This is a genomic window from Streptomyces sp. NPDC033136, from assembly GCF_055578235.1.
The window spans coordinates 18,597-35,622 of the sequence record NZ_JBVIPD010000010.1 but is presented as its reverse complement, the minus strand read 5'-3'; the positions used below and the strand labels follow the sequence as shown (position 1 = coordinate 35,622).

Sequence of the window (17,026 nt, the reverse complement as noted above, 5' to 3'; positions counted from 1 at the left end):
TCGCCGTGGCCGCGTGTCAGGCGTCCCCGTACGCCTCCCCGCCCAACGCGAACCCGGCCGTCCCGGCGGTCGCGTCGGCCAGCCACGCCCGGAAGGCGTCCACGTCGGCGTCCGGCAGGGCGATCCGGATCGTGACCGCCTCCCCGTAGCGCACGTCCCGCACCTCACGCCCCGTGGTCCGCAGGTCGTTCTCCAGTTTGCCGGCGCGCTGGTGGTCGACGGTGACCGTGGCCAGCCGGAACCTGCGGCGGGTGCGGGTGCCGAGGGTGTCCAGGGCCTCGCCGACCGCTCCGCCGTACGCCCGGATGAGCCCGCCCGCACCGAGCTTGACCCCGCCGAAATAGCGGGTGACGACGGCGACGACGTACCGCATGTCCCGGCGCAGCAGCATCTGGAGCATGGGGACGCCTGCGGTGCCTCCGGGTTCTCCGTCGTCGCCGGCCTTCTGGACGGAGGCGTCGGCGCCGATGACGTAGGCGAAACAGTTGTGGCTGGCGTCGGCGTGCTCCTTGCGGACCGCGGCGATGAAGTCCTGGGCCTCCTGCTCGGTGGCCGCCGGGGCGAGGGCGCAGAGGAAGCGGGAGCGGTTGACCTCGGTCTCGTGCACGCCCGCGCGGGCGACCGTGCGGTATTCGTCCTGCATCGGCCCAGCCTAATCGTCGGCACCGGTGACGACGGGGCGGTGTCCTCGCGCACGAACGGGGCGGCGCACTCCGGCGTGGTGCCGGTGTACGCCGCCGTGGGGTGGGGAGGGGTTGCGGAGGTGATCCGCGGGGTCATGGCGCTTATCGGGGGTCGTCGTCGAACTTCGAGGTCGACCAGAAAGTAGCCGAGCACCGCGAGCCCCGCGCACCAGATGACGGCGAGCCATCCGTTGGTGCCGATCTCGCTGCCGAGCAGCAGGCCGCGCAGGGTCTCGATGGCCGGCGTGAACGGCTGGTACTCGGCGATCGGCCGGAACCAGCCCGGCATCGTGTCGAGGGGCACGAAGGCGCTGGACAGGAGCGGCAGCTGGATCAGGGGCATGGCGTTGTTGCCGGCGGCCTCGGCGTTCGGGCTGACGAGGCTCATGGGCCAGGTCGATGCCGTCGAGGACGGTCTTGTCGCCGTAGGACTTGCGCAGCCCGTGCGCGGCGATCGCCAGGTCGGTCATGAGGGGCTTCTTTACAGGCTGCGGGCGGTGACGGCGCCGTAGGCGGTGGTCGCGTGGATGGTCAGGCCGGCGGCGGCGCCGTCGGTGTTCTTGAGCGCGTTGTGGATCCGGCCGCAGGTGGTGCCGGCGTCCAGGGAGGCGGAGACTAGTGGTGCTTCTTCACGCCCCGGGGCACGGTGACCGATGTGACCAGGGCGGTGCCTGGGGTGAAGGCCCGCCAGGACGTGCCGCGCCAGGACAGGACGGCGATCGCCGAGGTGGGGAACTTCGTGCGGACCCGCTCCAGGGTGTCGTCGAGGCCGTCACCGGCGAGCGCCAGGACCAGTTCCTCCAGACCGGGGTTGTGTCCGAGCAGCAGCAGCGTCTCCACCTCGGCGGGCGTCTCGTGCACGACGGCCAGCAGGCCCGCAGGGCCCGCCGCGTACAGGCGGTGGTCGTAGCGGACGGGCGGGGGTGTGCCCCACTCGGCGGCGGCCAGGTCCCAGGTCCGGCGGGCGCGTACGGCGGTGGAGCACAGCGCGAGGTCCGGCAGGCAGTCGGCCTCGGCCAGGGCCCGGCCGGCCGCGGGGGCGTCCCGGCGGCCGCGCGGGGCGAGCGGGCGTTCGTGGTCGGAGACGTCCACGGGCCAGGCGGACTTGGCGTGCCGCAGCACCACCAGGCGGCGCAGCGGGCCCGCTCCTGCGCGGTCGATCATGACGGGGATCCCAGGTCGGCGGTGAGGTCGAGGCCGAGGAGCCGGTCGGCGTAGGCGAACGTCTCGAAGCGGGCGCCGTCCGGCAGATCCGGCTCGGTCTCCACATGGTGCAGCACATCCAGCACCCGGGGCACGTCCAGGTCGTCCTCCCAGGCATCGCGCAGTCTCACCCGCACCTCGTCGGGAACCGGCCGCGAGGGGCTCCGGGCCCATCGGGCGACCGCGCCGCGCCAGCGGGCGAGGGTGGCGCGGGCGTCGTCGAGGTCGGCCGCCGTCAGCCGGGCGGGGGCGCTGTGGTGCCGGGTGATCAACGCGAGACGCAGGACGGCGGGGTCGATGCCGGACTCCGGGCCCTCCTGAGCCGACCGCCCGGCCGGCGCCTCCCCTTCCGCCGAACCGCCGGCCCGGCTGTCCGACACCTCCGCCCCCACGGCGCCGACCGCGATCCGCACCCCGTCGGGCGTCGCACCGCCCTTGGCCGCGACATGGATGACCTGGGCCTCCCCCAGGCCCGCGCTGACGTCAGGACTGTCCTCGAAGGGCCGGACGCCGAGTGCCGCGGCGCTCGTCCGCAGTTCCGCCTGGCGCCGCCCGCCCGTCAGCAGGGCCCACACGGGGGTGCCACCGAGCTCCAGGGTCCGCACGAGCAGGTCCGCGACGAGCAGCACCCGCAGGTTCGTCGTGTCGGAGCCGGGCGCGTGCACCTCGACACGGGTCAGGCCCCGGCGGGCGGGGGCGGCTTCGACCGGCCGGCCGGTACGAGTGTCGATGATGCGCAGCACGAGGCGAGCGTAGGCCGCCGGCCGGGGACACGCGGGCAGGTTCGGCGTTTCCCGGCCACCGTGGCGGACAGGCCCCTTCTTGGCGTGGGCCGGGTCCGCTCAGTCCAGGGTTCCCAGGAACCGCACGTGGGGCCGCCCCTCGGGGCCTTCGCACCGGACGTCCGCCCGCACCCCGTACACCTCGGCGATGAGCTCCTGGGTGAGCACGTCCCGCGCGGTGCCGCCCGCCACCACCCGACCCTCGCGCAGCACCACGACCTGATCGCAGTACATCGCCGCGAGGTTGAGGTCGTGCAGGGCGACGACGGTCGTGACCGGCAGGCCCGTGACCAGGGCGAGCAGGTCGAGCTGGTGGTGGATGTCGAGGTGGTTGGTCGGCTCGTCCAGGAGGAGTTCGCGGGGTTCCTGGGCCAGCGCGCGGGCGATCTGCACCCGCTGGCGTTCGCCGCCCGAGAGGGTGTGCCAGGGCTGGCCGGCCCGGCCGGCGAGGCCCGTGCGCGCCAGGGCGGCGCGTACCGCCCGCGCGTCGTCAGCCGAGGCGGGTGTCCAGGCGCGGCGGTGCGGCACGCGGCCCAGCCGTACGACGTCCTCGACCGTCAGCTCGACCTGTGTGTCCGACTGCTGCTCCACCATGGCGAGGCGGCGGGCGACCGTACGGCGGGGCAGGCCGTCCAGCGGCGTGCCGTCGAGCGTGACGACTCCGGTGGTCGGCGTGAGCAGCCCGGCCAGCAGTCGCAGCAGTGTGGACTTGCCGGAGCCGTTGGGGCCGAGGACACCGACCGTGGAGCCGGTCTCCGGCGCGAGGACGACGTCGTCGAGGATCAGGCGTCCGTCGGCACGGCGGCCTACCCGGTCGGCCCGCAGCCCGGCCCCGCTCACCGCCGTCGCCGCCCCGCTCGCCGCCGCCCCTGCCCCCTTCACCGCACCCTCCGCGTCCGGTAGAGCACCACCACGAACGCCGGCACCCCGATCAGCGACGTCACCACCCCCACCGGAACCTCCTGCGGGTCCAGCACCGTACGGGCCAGCGTGTCCACCCACACCAGGAACACCGCCCCGGCCAGGGCCGTGACCGGCAGCAGCCGGGCGTGCCCGGGGCCGGCCAGGGCCCGGGCGGCATGCGGCAGGACCAGCCCGACGAAGCCGATCGCCCCGGCCGAACTGACCAGCGCCGCCGTGAGCAGGGCCGTGACGCACAGCAGCACCAGCCGGGTGCGGGCCACGGACACCCCGAGCGCGGCCGCCGCGTCCTGCCCGAAAGCGAAGGCGTCGAGGGTACGGGCGTACGCCAGGCACACGACCAGCGTCACGGCCAGGACGGCCAGGCACAGCCAGACGTCGGTCCAGCCCGCGCCGCCGAGCGAGCCGAGGAGCCAGAAGAGCACGCCCCGGGTCGTCTCGGCGTCGGCGGCGGTCATCACGACGAAGGAGGTGAGCGCGGAGAACAGCTGCATGGCGGCGACGCCCGCGAGGACGACCCGGTCGGTGGTGCCGCCGAGGGTGTGGCTGAGCAGCAGCACCAGCGCGAAGGAGACCAGGGCGCCGAGGAACGCGCCCGCGGACACCGGGAGGGCGCCGCCTCCCACGCCGAGCACGACGACCAGGACCGCGCCGGTGGAGGCGCCCGAGGACACCCCGAGCACGAACGGATCGGCGAGCGGGTTGCGCAGCAGCGACTGCATCACCGCCCCGCACACGGCGAGTCCGGCCCCGCACACGGCCGCGAGCAGGGTGCGGGGCAGCCGCAGCTGCCAGACGATCCCGTCCCGGATCGGCGTCAGCTCCGAGCTGCCGAGGCCGAGGTGGGCGGCCACGACGGACCACACGTCGGCGACGCTGATGTCGGCGGGCCCGATGGTGAGGGACACGGCGAGGGAGACGACGAGCGCGAGGGCCCCGGCAGCGCCCAGCGCGAGCCCGGACCCACGGCGGGTCCGGATCCCGGACGCCGGGGCCGTGACCTCCGGCAGGTCCCGGTCGGTCACTTGGCCGGCCCGAACCGGCGCAGCCCGGCGGCGACCTGCTCCACGCCCTCGACCGTGCGGATGGTCGGGTTCATGGCCTGCCCGCTGAGCAGCACGTACCGCTTGTGCCGGACGGCGTCCATGGTCCTGGTGACCGGGTTGGACTCCAGGAAGGCGATCTTCCGCGCGGCCGACTCGGCGGTCTGTGACTTCCTGGTCAGGTCGCCGATGACGAGGACGTCGGGGTCACGGTCGGCGACCGTCTCCCAGTTGATCTGCGGCCACTCCTCGTGCGTGTCGTCGAAGGCGTTCTTCGCGCCGAGGGCCCGGGTGATGATGCCCGGCGCTCCGCAACAGCCCGCCATGTAGGGCGACTCGGAGTTGGCGAACCAGTACAGGAGGGTGACGTCGTGGGCGTCGATGCCGGAGGTGGCCTTCGTCATGCGCTGCCGGAGGGACGCCACGAGTTCCTCGCCGCGTTCCCTCACCCCGAACACGGCCGCGAGATCCCGTACCTCGCCGTACACGGTGTCGATGCCCAGGGCTCTGTCGCGTGCTCCGTCGCCGCCCCCCGAGTTGTCCTTGCCGGCGCAGTCGGACGGGGAGACGTACGTGGGGACGCCGAGCTTCTCGAACTGCTCGCGGGTGGCGACGCCGCCCTTGCCGAGGGTGGAGACGAAGGAGGCGGCGACGAAGTCGGGGCCGGCGTCCAGGACCCGTTCGAAGGACGGGTTGTTCTCGGCGATGCGCGGCACCTTCGCCTCGGCCTTCTCCAGCCCCTTCATCACCGGGTCGGTCCAGGTGGCGGTACCCGCGAGGCGGTCGGCGAGGCCGAGGGAGAGCAGGATCTCGGTGGTGCCCTGGTTGAGGGAGACGGCGTGCCGCGGCGCGGCCTCGACGCGGACCTCGTGGCCGCAGTTGCCGAGGGTGACGGCGGCTTTCGCGGGGGCGGGCTTCGCGTCGCCGCAGGCGGTCAGGAGCAGGGAGCCGACCGCGAGCAGCACGGCGGCACGGGCGGGTCGGGCGAGGGACACGGGAACCAGTCCTCAGTCGTCGAGGGCTCGATCGCGGAGCCCGGTCGTACGGTGCTCCCCCGCCGCGTGCGGCCGCGGGGGCCGCCAGCAGGTCTTCGGACTCGGGTTCATCCGGATCGGAGCGCCTTCCCGGACCTCCGCGAGGGAGTCCAGTGGCCGAGGCCCCGCCCGTCCCCCTCACCGCTGCGCGTCAGTTCCGGATTCGCACCGGATTCCCTGACCCACGTACATGGGTTCGACTGGCCTCGGCAAGCTATCACGGGGGCACCGGGGGAATGACCGCGCACCTCGCGTCGTTGTGCGCACAGCAGGTCGTCCACGACGTCCGAGGAGGCAGCCTGTGTACGGCGACGAGGCAACGATCCGCAGGATTCTCGCCGGACTCGGCGACACCTGGGCCGTGGTGGGCCTGTCGTCGAACCAGCGGCGCGCGGCGTACGGGGTCGCCGCCGTCCTCCAGCGCTTCGGCAAGCGCGTCGTGCCGGTGCATCCGAAGGCCGAGACGGTGCACGGCGAGCAGGGGTACGCGAGCCTGGCGGACATCCCCTTCGAGGTGGACGTCGTGGACGTGTTCGTGAACAGCGACCTCGCCGGAGCGGTCGCCGACGAGGCGGTCGCGAAGGGCGCCAGGGCCGTGTGGTTCCAGCTCGGTGTCGTCGACGAGGCGGCGTACGAGCGGACCCGCGCCGCGGGCCTGGACATGGTGATGGACCGCTGCCCAGCGATCGAGATCCCCCTGCTCGGGCAGTGATCCCCCTGCTCGGGCGTGACCTCGACGGCTGCTCATCCGCGGTGGCCGGCGATCCACCACTGGGCCCGGGCGTTGGCGTCCCGGCCCGGGGAGATGGGGCGGGGCATCGAGGACGGGCCGTCGCGGAGGCGCCCGCCCACTGAGACCGGCCTCCATGACGAGCCGCATGACCCGTGCCTTGCCGCTCCCGGGCTCCGGCGAGCAGTACCTCGGGGCGGCCGCGCGGTACTGACTCAGTCGTGCGGGGGCCGGTCGCTGAGGCGGTGGTCGGCCACGTTCAGCGCCTCGTCCACCAGCCGGCGCAGATGGCCGTCGCGGAGTGAGTAGACCACCCGGCGGCCCTCCTTGCGCGTGTCCACCAGGCCCGCGAGGCGCAGTCGCGCCAGGTGCTGGCTGACGGCCGGCCGCGCCGCCCCGCACGCCTGGGTGAGCGTCGTGACGTCGGCTTCCGACCCTGTCAGTGCGTGCAGCAGGGCGAGCCGCGTCCGGTCCCCGAGCAGGGCGAGCAGTTCGGCGGCGAGCGCGAACTGCTCCTCGCCGGGACTGCGCGGATGCGCATCGTGCGCAGATGACAGGTGCATGCGTGCGCTCATACGCACATAATGGCCCCGTGGGCGTGTGCACGTCCACTCACACGCGCACCGGAAGGGGACCCACGTGAGCGACCGGCACGAGCATTCCCACCCTCATGACCACGGACACCGGCACGACCGGGGCCACGGGCACGAGGACGGGCACGGGCACGGCGGGGGCCACGGGCACGACGACGGGCACGGGCACGACGGGGGCCACGGGCACGGCCTGCTCCACCGGATGGCCCACGTCCTCACCCCGCACTCCCACGAGACGGCCGGCAAGGTCGACTCCACCCTGGAGTCGTCGGCCCGCGGGATGCGGGCGCTCTGGGTCTCGCTCGCGGTGCTCGGCGTGACGGCCCTGGCCCAGGCGGTGGTGGTGGCCCTCTCCGGCTCGGTGGCGCTGCTCGGGGACACGGTCCACAACGCGGCGGACGCGCTGACCGCCGTACCGCTCGGCATCGCCTTCGTTCTGGGGCGGCGCGCGGCCACCCGCCGCTTCACCTACGGCTACGGGCGGGCCGAGGACCTGGCGGGCCTGGTGATCGTGCTGACCATCGCCGCGTCGGCGGCCTTCGCGGGCTGGGCGGCTCTGGACCGGCTGCTGGATCCGCGGCCCGTCGAGCACGTCCCGGCCGTCGCCGTGGCCGCCCTCGTCGGTTTCGCGGGCAACGAGTGGGTGGCCCGCTACCGCATCCGCGTCGGCCGCGCGATCGGATCCGCCGCGCTGGTCGCCGACGGGCTGCACGCCCGTACCGACGGGTTCACCTCACTGGCCGTGCTGCTGGGCGCCGCGGGCTCGGCCCTGGGATGGCACCTGGCGGACCCCGTCGTCGGGCTGGCGATCACCGCGGCGATCGTCCTGGTGCTGCGGGACGCGGCGCGGGAGGTGTTCCGGCGGGTGCTGGACGCCGTCGACCCGGCCCTGGTGGACCGGGCCGAGCGGGCACTGGCCGACGTTCCCGGGGTGCGCGGGGTGGGTGAACTGCGGCTGCGCTGGATCGGCCACCGGCTGCGCGCCGAGGTGGCGGTCGTGGTCGACGGTGAGGTGACGGTACGGGAGGCCCACCGCATCGCCGTCGACGCCGAGCATGCGCTGCTGCACGCCGTACCGCGCCTCACCGCGGCCCTGGTCCACGCCGACCCGGAACCGGCCCCGGGCGAGACCGACCCGCATCTGGCACTGGCGCACCACACCGCGGCGTAGGTCAGGAGACCCCGAGCCCCTCCAGCACCACGGCGCCCGGCAGTTCCGCGAACGCCTTGCCCGGGACCAGCAGCTTGCCGCGCCGCCGGCCGCTGCCGACCAGCACATACGCCAGGTCGACGACGGCCGTGTCCACCAGGAGGGGCCAGCCGCCCGGAAGTCCGATCGGGGTGATGCCGCCGTACTCCATGCCGGTCTCGGCGGTCGCCGTGTCCATCGAGGCGAACGAGGCCTTGCGGGCGCCGAGCCGACGGCGCACGACGCCGTTCACGTCGACCCGGGTGGTGGACAGCACCACGCACGCGGCGAGCGTTGACTCGCCGCCGCGCTTGCCCTCGACGACCACGCAGTTCGCGGACTGCTCCAGCAGCTCCCGCCCGTAGTGCTCCACGAAGATGGCCGTGTCGGCCCACTCCGGGTCGGTGTCGACGTACACGAGCCGGTCGGCGGGGACGCTGCCCTGCCAGTGGCGGACGGCGACGGCGACCGGGGCGGCGAGTTCGCCGAGGCAGGCGGGGGCCGGACGGGCGTTGTCGAAGTGTCCGATGGGTGGGCGCATGACCGCACGCTAACAACCGCCGACCGCCCGCCGGCCGGGCGTCTCAGGACACGGGCGGCACCGAGACGGCCATGACCATCTCCGTCGGCACGTCGCCGGTGTTGCCGTAGGTGTGCGGGACGTTGGCCTCGAAGTGGACGCTCGCGCCCGCGGGGACACGGTGCTCGGCGCCGTCGACGGTGAGCGTGAGCTCCCCCGCGGTGACGTGGAGCAGTTCGGTCGTGCCGGCGGGGTGCGGGTCCGAGGAGCTGCTCTGGCCCGGCATGAGCCGCCAGTCCCACAGCTCCAGTGGGCCGGGCGCCTCGGTGCCCGCGAGCAGCCGGTTGTAGCTGCCGGCGTCGGTGTGCCACAGCCGTACGGCCTGCTCGGCCGGGACGATGCGGACGTGCGGGCCCTGCTCGTAGTCGAGGAGGGTGGTGATGCTGACGCCGAGCGCGTCGCCGATCTTGACGACGGTGCCGAGGCTGGGGTTGGTGCGGGCCTGCTCGATCTGGATGAGCATGCCGCGGCTGACGCCTGCCCGGGCGGCGAGCACGTCCAGGGTGAAGCCGCGCACCGCGCGCCAGTGCTTGACGCTGCGTGCCAGCGACTGGGTCAGCAGGTCGAGGTCCGACACATTCCGTCCAATATTGCGTATGACACAGTACATCAGGGTGCACTACCGTGCGGTTGACCTGATCGTTCACCGAACTGTACTGCGAGGCATCCGCCGGCGTCGGGCTGAACCCGCGGGCTCAGGACTCCGGCTCCAGCTCCGCGAGACCGGCCGCCGTCTCCTCGCCACGAGCGCCGTCTCGTCGCTCTCCGGTTCCCGGCCGCCGGTCCCCGTGCTCATCGCCCGCTGTCCCCTGTGCGTCCAGCTCGGCCAGACGTGCCGCCGTCTCCTCGTCGAGTTCCGACAGCGCCCGCAGCTGCTCGGGCGTCACACCCTCGGGGATCGGGACCGGCGGCGGGGTGCGCAGGGGCGGCTGCCAGCCGTCGGCGGGCGTCCAGCGCCGGACGACACGCGCCGGTGCGCCCGCCACCACGGCGTGGTCGGGCACCGTGCCCCGCACGACCGCACCCGCGGCCACCACCACGTTCCGCCCGATCCGGGCGCCCGGCAGGATCACCGCGCCCGTGCCGATCCAGCAGCCGGGCCCGATCTCCACCGGCTCCATGCGCGGCCACTGCCTGCCGATCGGCTCGTGCGGATCGTCGTAGGAGTGGTTCGTGGAGGTGACGTAGACGTACGGGCCGAAGTAGCAGTCACTGCCGATCGTGACCGTCGTGTCGGCGATGACGTGGCTGCCGCGGCCCAGGACGACGCCGTCGCCGAGGCGCAGGATGGGGTCCGGGCCGAGGTCGAGGTCGGGCATCAGGCCCGCGGTGAGGGTGACCTGCTCGCCGATGATGCAGTGGGAGCCGAGGTGGATCCACGGCTCACCGAAGACCGTGCCGAGCGGGAAGGCGAGCCTGGTACCTGTTCCCATCGCGCCGAACCGGTACCGGCCGGGGTGCTCCGCGGTGACGGAGGCCGTCCGCTGCAGCCAGGCCCACCCGGCGTGGACGGCGCGCTGCGTGAGGCCCCGCCGCCAGGATGAGAACGTGTTCTTGCGCTTCGGCACGAGGTCACCGTACTCAGCGCTGGGACCCCTCATGAGGGCGAGGGCCTGTGATCTTCGCCCCACCGGGTGGCGTACGGTGCCGGTGGTCCACGACGACTCTGGAGGCGCACATGGGACAGCGGGCGATGATCACGGGGATCGGCGGCCGGGAGCCGGAGATCGACGAGACGGCCTTCGTGGCGCCCACCGCGTCGGTGATCGGGAGCGTGACGCTGGGTGGCGGCGCGAGTGTCTGGTACGGGGCCGTTCTGCGCGGGGACGTCGAGGAGATCTCCGTCGGAGCGAGCAGTAATGTCCAGGACAACTGCACGTTGCACGCCGACCCGGGGTTTCCCGTGAGCGTCGGTGAGCGGGTGAGCATCGGGCACAACGCGGTGGTGCACGGGGCGACCGTGGAGGACGACTGCCTGATCGGGATGGGGGCGACCGTGCTGAACGGCGCCGTGATCGGGGCCGGGTCGCTCGTCGCGGCGCAGGCGCTGGTGCCGCAGGGCATGGTCGTGCCGCCCGGATCGCTGGTGGCGGGGGTGCCGGCCAAGGTCAAGCGTCCCTTGACGGACGAGGAGCGGCAGGGCGTCACCCTCAACGGCACGATGTACGCCGAGTTGGCGAAGGCGCACCGGGAAGTGCATGCGTAGGCCCTTTCGGCGGGTGCGGGGCCGCGGGGGCCGGTCGCGCAGCACCCGGCGCCCCTGAGGAAACTACGCCTCCGTCGCTTCCAGCGTCCGGTTCGCCTTCCTGGCCTTGCGCCTGAGCACCAGCATCGACGTGAGGCCGAGGAGGACCGCTGCCACCAGGCCCAGCCACGAGAAGCGCTTCAGCCAGGACTCCGCGACGATGCCGACGTAGTAGACGACCGCTGTCGTGCCGCCGGCCCAGAGGATGCCGCCGAGGACGTTGGCGACGAGGAACTTCCAGTACGGCATGCGCAGCACGCCCGCGAGGGGGCCCGCGAAGATGCGCAGGAGGGCGACGAAGCGGCCGAAGAACACCGCCCACATGCCCCACTTCTCGAAGGAGCGCTCGGCGGTGGCGATGTGCCCCTCGCTGAAGTGCCTGGGGAACTTCCTGCCCAGCCAGGCCAGCAGGGGCCGCCCGCCCCTGCGGCCGATGGCGTAGCCGATGGAGTCGCCGATGATCGCGCCGGCCGTGGCGCTGGCGCCGAGGACGACGGGGTCGATGTCGCCGTGCTGGGAGGCGAGCAGCGCGGACGAGACCAGGATGATCTCGCCCGGCATCGGGATGCCCAGGCTCTCCAGGCCGATGACCACTCCCACCAGCGCGTAGACGGCGATCGCCGGTACGGTTTCGAGCCACTGCTGGACGTGCAACGCCGGTTCCTTTCCCTGAGCCTCCCCGCGTGCCCCGGGAAGCCTACCGGCGGTGAGGACGTCCCCCGCGGCTCAGGCGTTCCAGCTCCACTCGGCGACCTCGGGCAGGTCGGTGCCGTGCTCACGGATCCAGGCGTGGTGGCGGGTACGGGCGTCGGCCATGCGCTGGCGTACGGCCGTGGCGCGCACCGCGAGACCCGGGACGCGGTCGATGACGTCCATGACCAGGCGGTAGCGGTCGAGGTCGTTGCGGACGACCATGTCGAAGGGCGTGGTGGTGGTGCCGGCCTCCTTGTAGCCGCGCACGTGCAGGTGCTGGTGGCCGGCGCGGCGGTAGGCCAGGCGGTGGATCAGCCACGGGTACCCGTGGTAGGCGAAGATCACCGGCTTGTCGGTGGTGAACAGCCCGTCGTACTCGAAGTCGTTCATGCCGTGCGGGTGCTCCTCCCGGGGCAGCAGCCGGGCGAGGTCGACCACGTTCACCACGCGGACGGCCAGCTCGGGCAGGTACCGGCGGAGCAGATGCGCGGCGGCCAGAGTCTCCTGGGTGGGGACGTCACCGGCACAGGCCAGGACGACATCGGGCTCGCCGCCGTCCTCCGTGCCCGCCCACTCCCAGATGCCGGCACCGCGGGCGCAGTGCACCCGGGCCTCGTCCATCGACAGCCAGTCGAAGCAGGGCTGCTTGCCGGCCACGATGACGTTGACGTAGTCGCGGCTGCGCAGGGCGTGGTCCGCCACGGACAGCAGGGTGTTGGCGTCCGGCGGGAGGTAGACGCGCACGACCTCGGGGCTCTTGTTGAGGACGTGGTCGACGAAGCCGGGGTCCTGGTGGGAGAAGCCGTTGTGGTCCTGCCGCCACACGTGGGAGGTCAGCAGGTAGTTCAGGGAGGCGATGGGGGCGCGCCAGGGCAGCCTGCGCGAGGTGCGCAGCCACTTGATGTGCTGGTTGACCATGGAGTCGACGATGTGCACGAACGCCTCGTAGCAGGAGAACAGCCCGTGCCGGCCGGTGAGCAGGTAGCCCTCCAGCCAGCCCTGGCAGAGGTGTTCGGAGAGGACCTCCATCACTCGGCCGTGCCGGTCCAGGTGCTCGTCCACGGGGAGGGTCCCTGCCTGCCACGCCTTGCCGCTGGCGTCGAAGACGGCCTGCAGCCGGTTGGAGGCGGTCTCGTCCGGGCCGACCAGGCGGAAGTCACGCCGGTCGGCCGTGCCCGCCATGACGTCCCGGAGCAGGTCGCCGAGGACGCGGGTCGGCTCGTGCATCGTCGTGCCCGGCTTGTCGACGGGAACGGCGAAGTCGTCCAGGGAGGGGACCGGCAGGTCGCGCACGAGCAGTCCGCCGTTGGCGTGTGGGGTGGCGCCAAGCCGCCGGGTGCCCTCGGGGACGCAGGCGAGGACGTCGGCGGCCGGGCGGCCCTCGGCGTCGAACAGTTCCCCGGGCCGGTAGGAGCGCAACCACGTTTCCAGGGCGCGCAGGTGGGCGGGGTTGTCGCGGACACCGGACAGCGGCACCTGGTGCGCCCGCCAGGTGCCCTCCACCGGCACGCCGTCGACCTCGGCCGGGCCGGTCCAGCCCTTCGGGGTGCGCAGCACGATGACCGGCCAGCGCGGGCGGCCGGTCGCGCCTTCCTCGCGGGCGGCGCGCTGGGCCTCGGTGATGCGGTCGAGGGCGGTGTCCATGGCCTCGGCCATGGCCCGGTGGACGGCGGCCGGGTCGTCGCCGGTGACATGGATCGGGTCGTGGCCGTAACCGCGCAGGAGCGCGTCGAGCTCCTCCTCGGGCAGGCGGGCCGGCACCGTCGGGTTGGCGATCTTGTAGCCGTTGAGATGGAGGATCGGCAGGACGGCACCGTCATGGACCGGGTCGAGGAACTTGTTGGCGTGCCAGGAACCTGCCAGGGGGCCGGTCTCCGCCTCGCCGTCGCCGATCACGCACGTGACGAGCAGGTCCGGGTTGTCGAGGGCGGCGCCGTAGGCGTGCGCGAGGGAGTAACCGAGTTCACCGCCCTCGTGGATCGAGCCGGGCACCTCCGGGGCGACATGGCTGGGCACGCCGCCGGGGAAGGAGAACTGCCGCATCAGCCGTTCCATGCCCCGCGCGTCCCGGGACACGTCCGGGTACTTCTCGCTGTAGCTGCCCTCCAGCCAGGAGTTGGCCAGGACCGACGGCCCGCCGTGACCCGGGCCCCAGACGCAGAGGGCGTCGATCTCGCGGGTCTTGATCACCCGGTTGAGGTGGGTGTGGACGAGGTTGAGGCCGGGCGAGGTGCCCCAGTGCCCGAGCAGCCGCGGCTTGATGTGTTCGGGCCGCAACGGCTCGGTCAGCAGCGGGTTCGCCAGCAGGTAGATCTGACCGGCCGCCAGGTAGTTGGCGGCCCGCCAGTGGGCGTCCAGCGTGCGCAGTTCCTCGTCGGTCGGTGCGGTCCTGCTGTCCTGGCGCGGGGCCTCGGGCATGAGCGACTCCCTGGGTTCTGCGATGGCCTCCGGAGGAGTACCAGTCTGTTCCGCTTCGATGCCTGGCGCCTGTCGGCCACACGCCCTGCGGCGACCGGTGTCAGCCACCCACGCGTACGTGCGTCCGCACCCGCAGATCCCGTGACGACGCCCCGATCCGGAGGGGGCGCGGGCCGGCGCCCAGCACTCAGTCGTGGGTCCCGGGGTCCCAGGAGGACAGGGTCCGCCGCTCGACCCGGACGGTGACACGGCGTTCCTCCCCCGCCGCCAGCGCGAGCCGCCGGTAGCCGGCCGGCCCCGGACCGACTGGCCGGGCGGGAGGCCGGGGGACGGACCGACGTAGACCTGCGGCACGTCCACACCGTCGCGCGGGCCGGTGTCACGGACCGTGAAGGCGACGTCGACACCGTCGCCCGTCCCGTGCGCGTCGTCGTGGTAGGCGAAGGACGTGTACGACAGCCCGTGGCCGAAGGGGAACAGCAGCCGCACGTCCGCGCGCGTTGCGCAGCAGGGTGGCGCCCACCCCGGCGCCGTCGCACGCGAGGGCGCCGTGCCGAAGGGGGTGCCGTCGGGCATCTCCAGGTCGAGGCCCGCCTGGAGGGCCTTCCGGGTGCTGTGCGCGGCGGATCAGTCGGTCTTCACCGGGCACCGGTGCCCGGGCCGCGTCCGTCCGATGCGAGAGCACGACGGGACGGCGCCGCGGCGACGGCGAGCGCCCCGCCGAGCAGAAGCAGGGCGGATCGTCCGGGAAAGCGGGGGCGGTGTCGCTCATGCGACGCACTCTGCGCCAGCCCCGGCTGGGCACCCGGCCGGACACCGCGGGCGACCACGGGGCCACCCGAGTGGGCGGCCCCGGCCCGCGCTACGGCAGCGCGGCCGTGCGGAGCACCGTGACGGTGCCGGTCGCGGCGGTGGTCACGGCAGTGGCCGCGGTGGTGGTAGCGGGACCGAGTGCAGCGGTGCCGGACTGTGCCCCGGATTCGCCGGACGGCGCCCCCGGCTCCGCCTCGCCGCAGCAGCCCACCCGCGCGACCCGTGTCTCGTACCGCTCCTGCGGCGGGTCTCCCGATTCGGTCCGCGGCGGCTCGGTCCGGTGCGCCGGCGGGCCGTTGCCGTACGGCTGCTCCTTCTCCTCTTCGCGGTTCTCCGGTGGCGCGTCCTCGGCCCGCTTCTCCCCGGATGTTCCGGGCGTGACCGCCGGTTCCAGCGCCCAGCGGCGGTCCCTCGAGCCGTCGCGGCCGGTGACGATCACGTCCCGGCCCTTTCCGGGGGCGACGGCGAGTCCCTCGCCGCCGCGCGGCAGGAGTTCGCCGCGCACGGTCAGGTCGTAGTGGACGACTCCGGCGTGCACGAGGCAGCCGGTCAGGACGACCGAGTCCCCGGCGGCGGGGGAACCGAGGCAGAGAGTGGGGGCGGTGGCGCTGCGCAGCAGGCCGTCGTCCTGGTACGACCACTGCGGGGACGCGGCGGAGCAGCCGGTCAGCACCATGCGGGCGTCGGCCCGCAGCCGGCCGCCCCGGACGTCGAGGCACAGGTCCGCGTCGAGGTTCCGCAGCCGGCCCCGGGCCACCTCGGCGGCGTTGCCCGCGGAGGCGGCCGACGGGGAGCCGCCGGACGCGGATCCCTCCCCGTCCGGCCCCACGGGCGAGGGCCCTGCCTCGTCCGGATCGACGGAGTGGCCGCTGACCACGCCCCACGTGGCCTGCGGATCGGCGGCGCCGCCTTCCTCCGTCCAGCCCCGGGCGGCGAGCAGGGTCGCGAGCAACACCAGCGAGGTCACCCCGACCGCGGCGGCGAGCGCCTTCGTGTGCCGTTTCGGGGAGCCGGGCCGGCCGCCCGCCGGCAGGGCACGGGGCCGCAGGCGATGCCGCCCGCCGACGGGCAGGGTGTGCTGCCCCTCGTCGCGGCTCGGCCGTGATTCCAGGTAGCGGCGGGCGCCCCACCCCAGCACGGTCTCGGCGAGCAGATCCTCCAAACCGCCCTCGAAGTGGCTGAGTTGTTCGGCGGCGTGCCGGCAGTAGCGGCAGGCCATGAGATGCCGTTGCACGTCCGGCAGCAGGCCCCCGCCGCGCCGCATCGGAACGTCCAGCAGGCGGTTGTAGTAGCGGCATTCCTGCGTCGGCGCGAGTTCCCGGTGCGCCCGTACGCAACCCGCCCGGAATTGTTCGCGCGCCTGCTCCAGCCCGGCCGAGGCGGTACGGGCGTCCACCCCCAGCAGACGGGCCGGTACGGATATGGGTTCGGCTTCGGCCCCCGTGTGCCAGAGCAGGCATTGGGACGCACCCGGAAGGGCACGGAATGCGCGTTCGGCGAGGCGCCGCCTTTCGGGTGTCACGGACCGGGCGGCGCGCAGACCGCGGGCGCCGACGGTTTTGCGGAGTTCCGGCAGCACAGTGGAAAGGCCGTCGTCGGCGGCCCAGTCCATGACGGTGTCCCGCACGGCGACGAGCAGACGCGGGCGCAGGGCGCCGCCGCCCGGCCGGGCGAGTTCCCGGCGGAACGCGGCGGCGGCCGCCATCGACGCCGAATCCTCGGAGGATGCCAGGCAGATCACGGCGTAGTCGTACACCGCCCGCCAGTGCCGCGCGAGCAACAGGGCGACGGCGCGCGGCCCTTCACCGGGCTCGCCGGCCCGGGCGAGAAGATTGCGGTCGGACTCCGCGGGCGCCGCTCCGGGGCGCGGGGGGTACGGCGGGCGTGGGGGGTAGGGGGATTGCACGGAACCATTTCCTTCCAGCCGCAGGACGGCAGGCGAATTGCGCGTCCATCGGAAAGCAGGTGCGTGATTGGTGCATACCTGTGCCGCGTCAGCTGCGGACTTGGCTGTGATGCGGCTCACTTTCGCACATACGACTGACCGGTAACAAGGAGTTCGGATGACCCAAGTCCACGACGCGGGTAATTCAGATATG

General features: G+C 73.5%; 17 protein-coding genes, 2 pseudogenes and 1 riboswitch. Of the genes and pseudogenes, 3 read left to right on the top strand and 16 right to left on the bottom strand.

The genetic code is table 11. The annotated features are described in order from the left end of the window. Positions 1-16: 16 nt before the first annotated feature. The 8 genes and pseudogenes from ACZ5TL_RS19995 to ACZ5TL_RS19960 form a co-directional block, all read right to left on the bottom strand. Positions 17-643 (bottom strand): YigZ family protein, encoded by a 627-nt coding sequence (locus ACZ5TL_RS19995; RefSeq protein WP_468591288.1) that lies wholly within the window; start codon positions 641-643, stop codon positions 17-19. A gap of 142 nt (positions 644-785) precedes the next feature. Continuing rightward, positions 786-1,086 (bottom strand): annotated as a pseudogene (locus ACZ5TL_RS19990) (ABC transporter permease); the annotation flags it as partial. Between the two features lie 78 nt (positions 1,087-1,164). Then, positions 1,165-1,299: pseudogene (locus ACZ5TL_RS19985) on the bottom strand (DUF4097 family beta strand repeat-containing protein); the annotation flags it as partial. Further along, on the bottom strand, positions 1,299-1,847 hold the full coding sequence (locus tag ACZ5TL_RS19980) for a SixA phosphatase family protein (RefSeq protein WP_468591287.1): 549 nt from the start codon (positions 1,845-1,847) through the stop codon (positions 1,299-1,301). The gene ACZ5TL_RS19980 and the pseudogene ACZ5TL_RS19985, both read right to left, overlap by 1 nt. Then, the gene (locus ACZ5TL_RS19975; protein WP_468591286.1) at positions 1,844-2,629 is read right to left on the bottom strand and encodes a hypothetical protein; all 786 of its coding nucleotides are present in this window, start codon (positions 2,627-2,629) and stop codon (positions 1,844-1,846) included. Before ACZ5TL_RS19975 ends, ACZ5TL_RS19980 begins: the two co-directional genes overlap by 4 nt. Positions 2,630-2,728: 99 nt before the next feature. After that, positions 2,729-3,550: an ABC transporter ATP-binding protein gene (locus tag ACZ5TL_RS19970; RefSeq protein ID WP_468591284.1), complete on the bottom strand. Its 822-nt coding sequence runs from the start codon at positions 3,548-3,550 to the stop codon at positions 2,729-2,731. After that, positions 3,547-4,599 carry a FecCD family ABC transporter permease gene (locus tag ACZ5TL_RS19965; RefSeq protein WP_468591568.1) on the bottom strand — a complete coding sequence of 351 codons (1,053 nt, stop codon included), beginning with the start codon at positions 4,597-4,599 and terminating at the stop codon, positions 3,547-3,549. The genes ACZ5TL_RS19970 and ACZ5TL_RS19965 overlap by 4 nt, the downstream gene beginning before the upstream one ends. Before the next feature lie 11 nt (positions 4,600-4,610). Further along, positions 4,611-5,627: an ABC transporter substrate-binding protein gene (locus tag ACZ5TL_RS19960; RefSeq protein WP_468591283.1), complete on the bottom strand. Its 1,017-nt coding sequence runs from the start codon at positions 5,625-5,627 to the stop codon at positions 4,611-4,613. Positions 5,628-5,696: 69 nt separating this feature from the next. Beyond that, positions 5,697-5,886, bottom strand: a riboswitch (cobalamin riboswitch). Positions 5,887-5,967: 81 nt separating this feature from the next. Between ACZ5TL_RS19960 and ACZ5TL_RS19955 the strand changes: the two genes are divergently transcribed. Beyond that, entirely contained in the window at positions 5,968-6,378 is a 411-nt protein-coding gene (locus tag ACZ5TL_RS19955) for a CoA-binding protein (protein ID WP_468591282.1), read from the top strand. 233 nt (positions 6,379-6,611) lie between these two features. On the opposite strand, the gene ACZ5TL_RS19950 is transcribed toward ACZ5TL_RS19955, so the two are convergent. After that, positions 6,612-6,971 carry an ArsR/SmtB family transcription factor gene (locus ACZ5TL_RS19950; protein WP_468591281.1) on the bottom strand — a complete coding sequence of 120 codons (360 nt, stop codon included), beginning with the start codon at positions 6,969-6,971 and terminating at the stop codon, positions 6,612-6,614. A gap of 64 nt (positions 6,972-7,035) precedes the next feature. Here ACZ5TL_RS19950 and ACZ5TL_RS19945 point away from each other — a divergent pair, with 64 nt between their 5' ends. Beyond that, positions 7,036-8,160, top strand: a complete 1,125-nt coding sequence (locus tag ACZ5TL_RS19945; protein WP_468591279.1) for a cation diffusion facilitator family transporter — start codon at positions 7,036-7,038, stop codon at positions 8,158-8,160. A 1-nt stretch (position 8,161) separates the two neighbouring features. Here the strand turns inward: ACZ5TL_RS19945 and ACZ5TL_RS19940 are convergent, their stop codons facing one another. The 3 genes from ACZ5TL_RS19940 to ACZ5TL_RS19930 form a co-directional block, all read right to left on the bottom strand. Beyond that, positions 8,162-8,719 carry a YbaK/EbsC family protein gene (locus ACZ5TL_RS19940; protein WP_468591277.1) on the bottom strand — a complete coding sequence of 186 codons (558 nt, stop codon included), beginning with the start codon at positions 8,717-8,719 and terminating at the stop codon, positions 8,162-8,164. Between the two features lie 43 nt (positions 8,720-8,762). After that, positions 8,763-9,335 carry a helix-turn-helix domain-containing protein gene (locus tag ACZ5TL_RS19935; RefSeq protein WP_468591276.1) on the bottom strand — a complete coding sequence of 191 codons (573 nt, stop codon included), beginning with the start codon at positions 9,333-9,335 and terminating at the stop codon, positions 8,763-8,765. A 118-nt stretch (positions 9,336-9,453) separates the two neighbouring features. Next, entirely contained in the window at positions 9,454-10,326 is an 873-nt protein-coding gene (locus ACZ5TL_RS19930) for an acyltransferase (RefSeq protein ID WP_468591275.1), read from the bottom strand. Between the two features lie 110 nt (positions 10,327-10,436). On the opposite strand from ACZ5TL_RS19930, the gene ACZ5TL_RS19925 reads away from it, so the two are divergent. Then, on the top strand, positions 10,437-10,964 hold the full coding sequence (locus ACZ5TL_RS19925; RefSeq protein ID WP_468591274.1) for a gamma carbonic anhydrase family protein: 528 nt from the start codon (positions 10,437-10,439) through the stop codon (positions 10,962-10,964). 63 nt (positions 10,965-11,027) lie between these two features. Here the strand turns inward: ACZ5TL_RS19925 and ACZ5TL_RS19920 are convergent, their stop codons facing one another. From ACZ5TL_RS19920 to ACZ5TL_RS19905, 4 genes are all read right to left on the bottom strand, one after another. After that, complete coding sequence (locus ACZ5TL_RS19920; RefSeq protein WP_468591272.1) at positions 11,028-11,657, bottom strand: DedA family protein; 630 nt, start codon at positions 11,655-11,657, stop codon at positions 11,028-11,030. Positions 11,658-11,729: 72 nt separating this feature from the next. Beyond that, entirely contained in the window at positions 11,730-14,114 is a 2,385-nt protein-coding gene (locus tag ACZ5TL_RS19915) for a phosphoketolase family protein (RefSeq protein ID WP_468591271.1), read from the bottom strand. A 187-nt stretch (positions 14,115-14,301) separates the two neighbouring features. Next, entirely contained in the window at positions 14,302-14,385 is an 84-nt protein-coding gene (locus tag ACZ5TL_RS19910) for a hypothetical protein (protein WP_468591567.1), read from the bottom strand. Positions 14,386-14,976: 591 nt separating this feature from the next. Further along, complete coding sequence (locus tag ACZ5TL_RS19905) at positions 14,977-16,833, bottom strand: ricin-type beta-trefoil lectin domain protein (RefSeq protein ID WP_468591269.1); 1,857 nt, start codon at positions 16,831-16,833, stop codon at positions 14,977-14,979. Between the last annotated feature and the right edge of the window lie 193 nt (positions 16,834-17,026).

Bases quoted from the DNA above. Each gene is read 5' to 3' on its own strand.
- ACZ5TL_RS19995 (WP_468591288.1), bottom strand. From the start codon at position 643: ATGCAGGACGAATACCGCACGGTCGCCCGCGCGGGCGTGCACGAGACC.
- ACZ5TL_RS19980 (WP_468591287.1), bottom strand. From the start codon at position 1,847: ATGATCGACCGCGCAGGAGCGGGCCCGCTGCGCCGCCTGGTGGTGCTG.
- ACZ5TL_RS19950 (WP_468591281.1), bottom strand. From the start codon at position 6,971: ATGAGCGCACGCATGCACCTGTCATCTGCGCACGATGCGCATCCGCGC.
- ACZ5TL_RS19940 (WP_468591277.1), bottom strand. From the start codon at position 8,719: ATGCGCCCACCCATCGGACACTTCGACAACGCCCGTCCGGCCCCCGCC.
- ACZ5TL_RS19925 (WP_468591274.1), top strand. From the start codon at position 10,437: ATGGGACAGCGGGCGATGATCACGGGGATCGGCGGCCGGGAGCCGGAG.
- ACZ5TL_RS19915 (WP_468591271.1), bottom strand. From the start codon at position 14,114: ATGCCCGAGGCCCCGCGCCAGGACAGCAGGACCGCACCGACCGACGAG.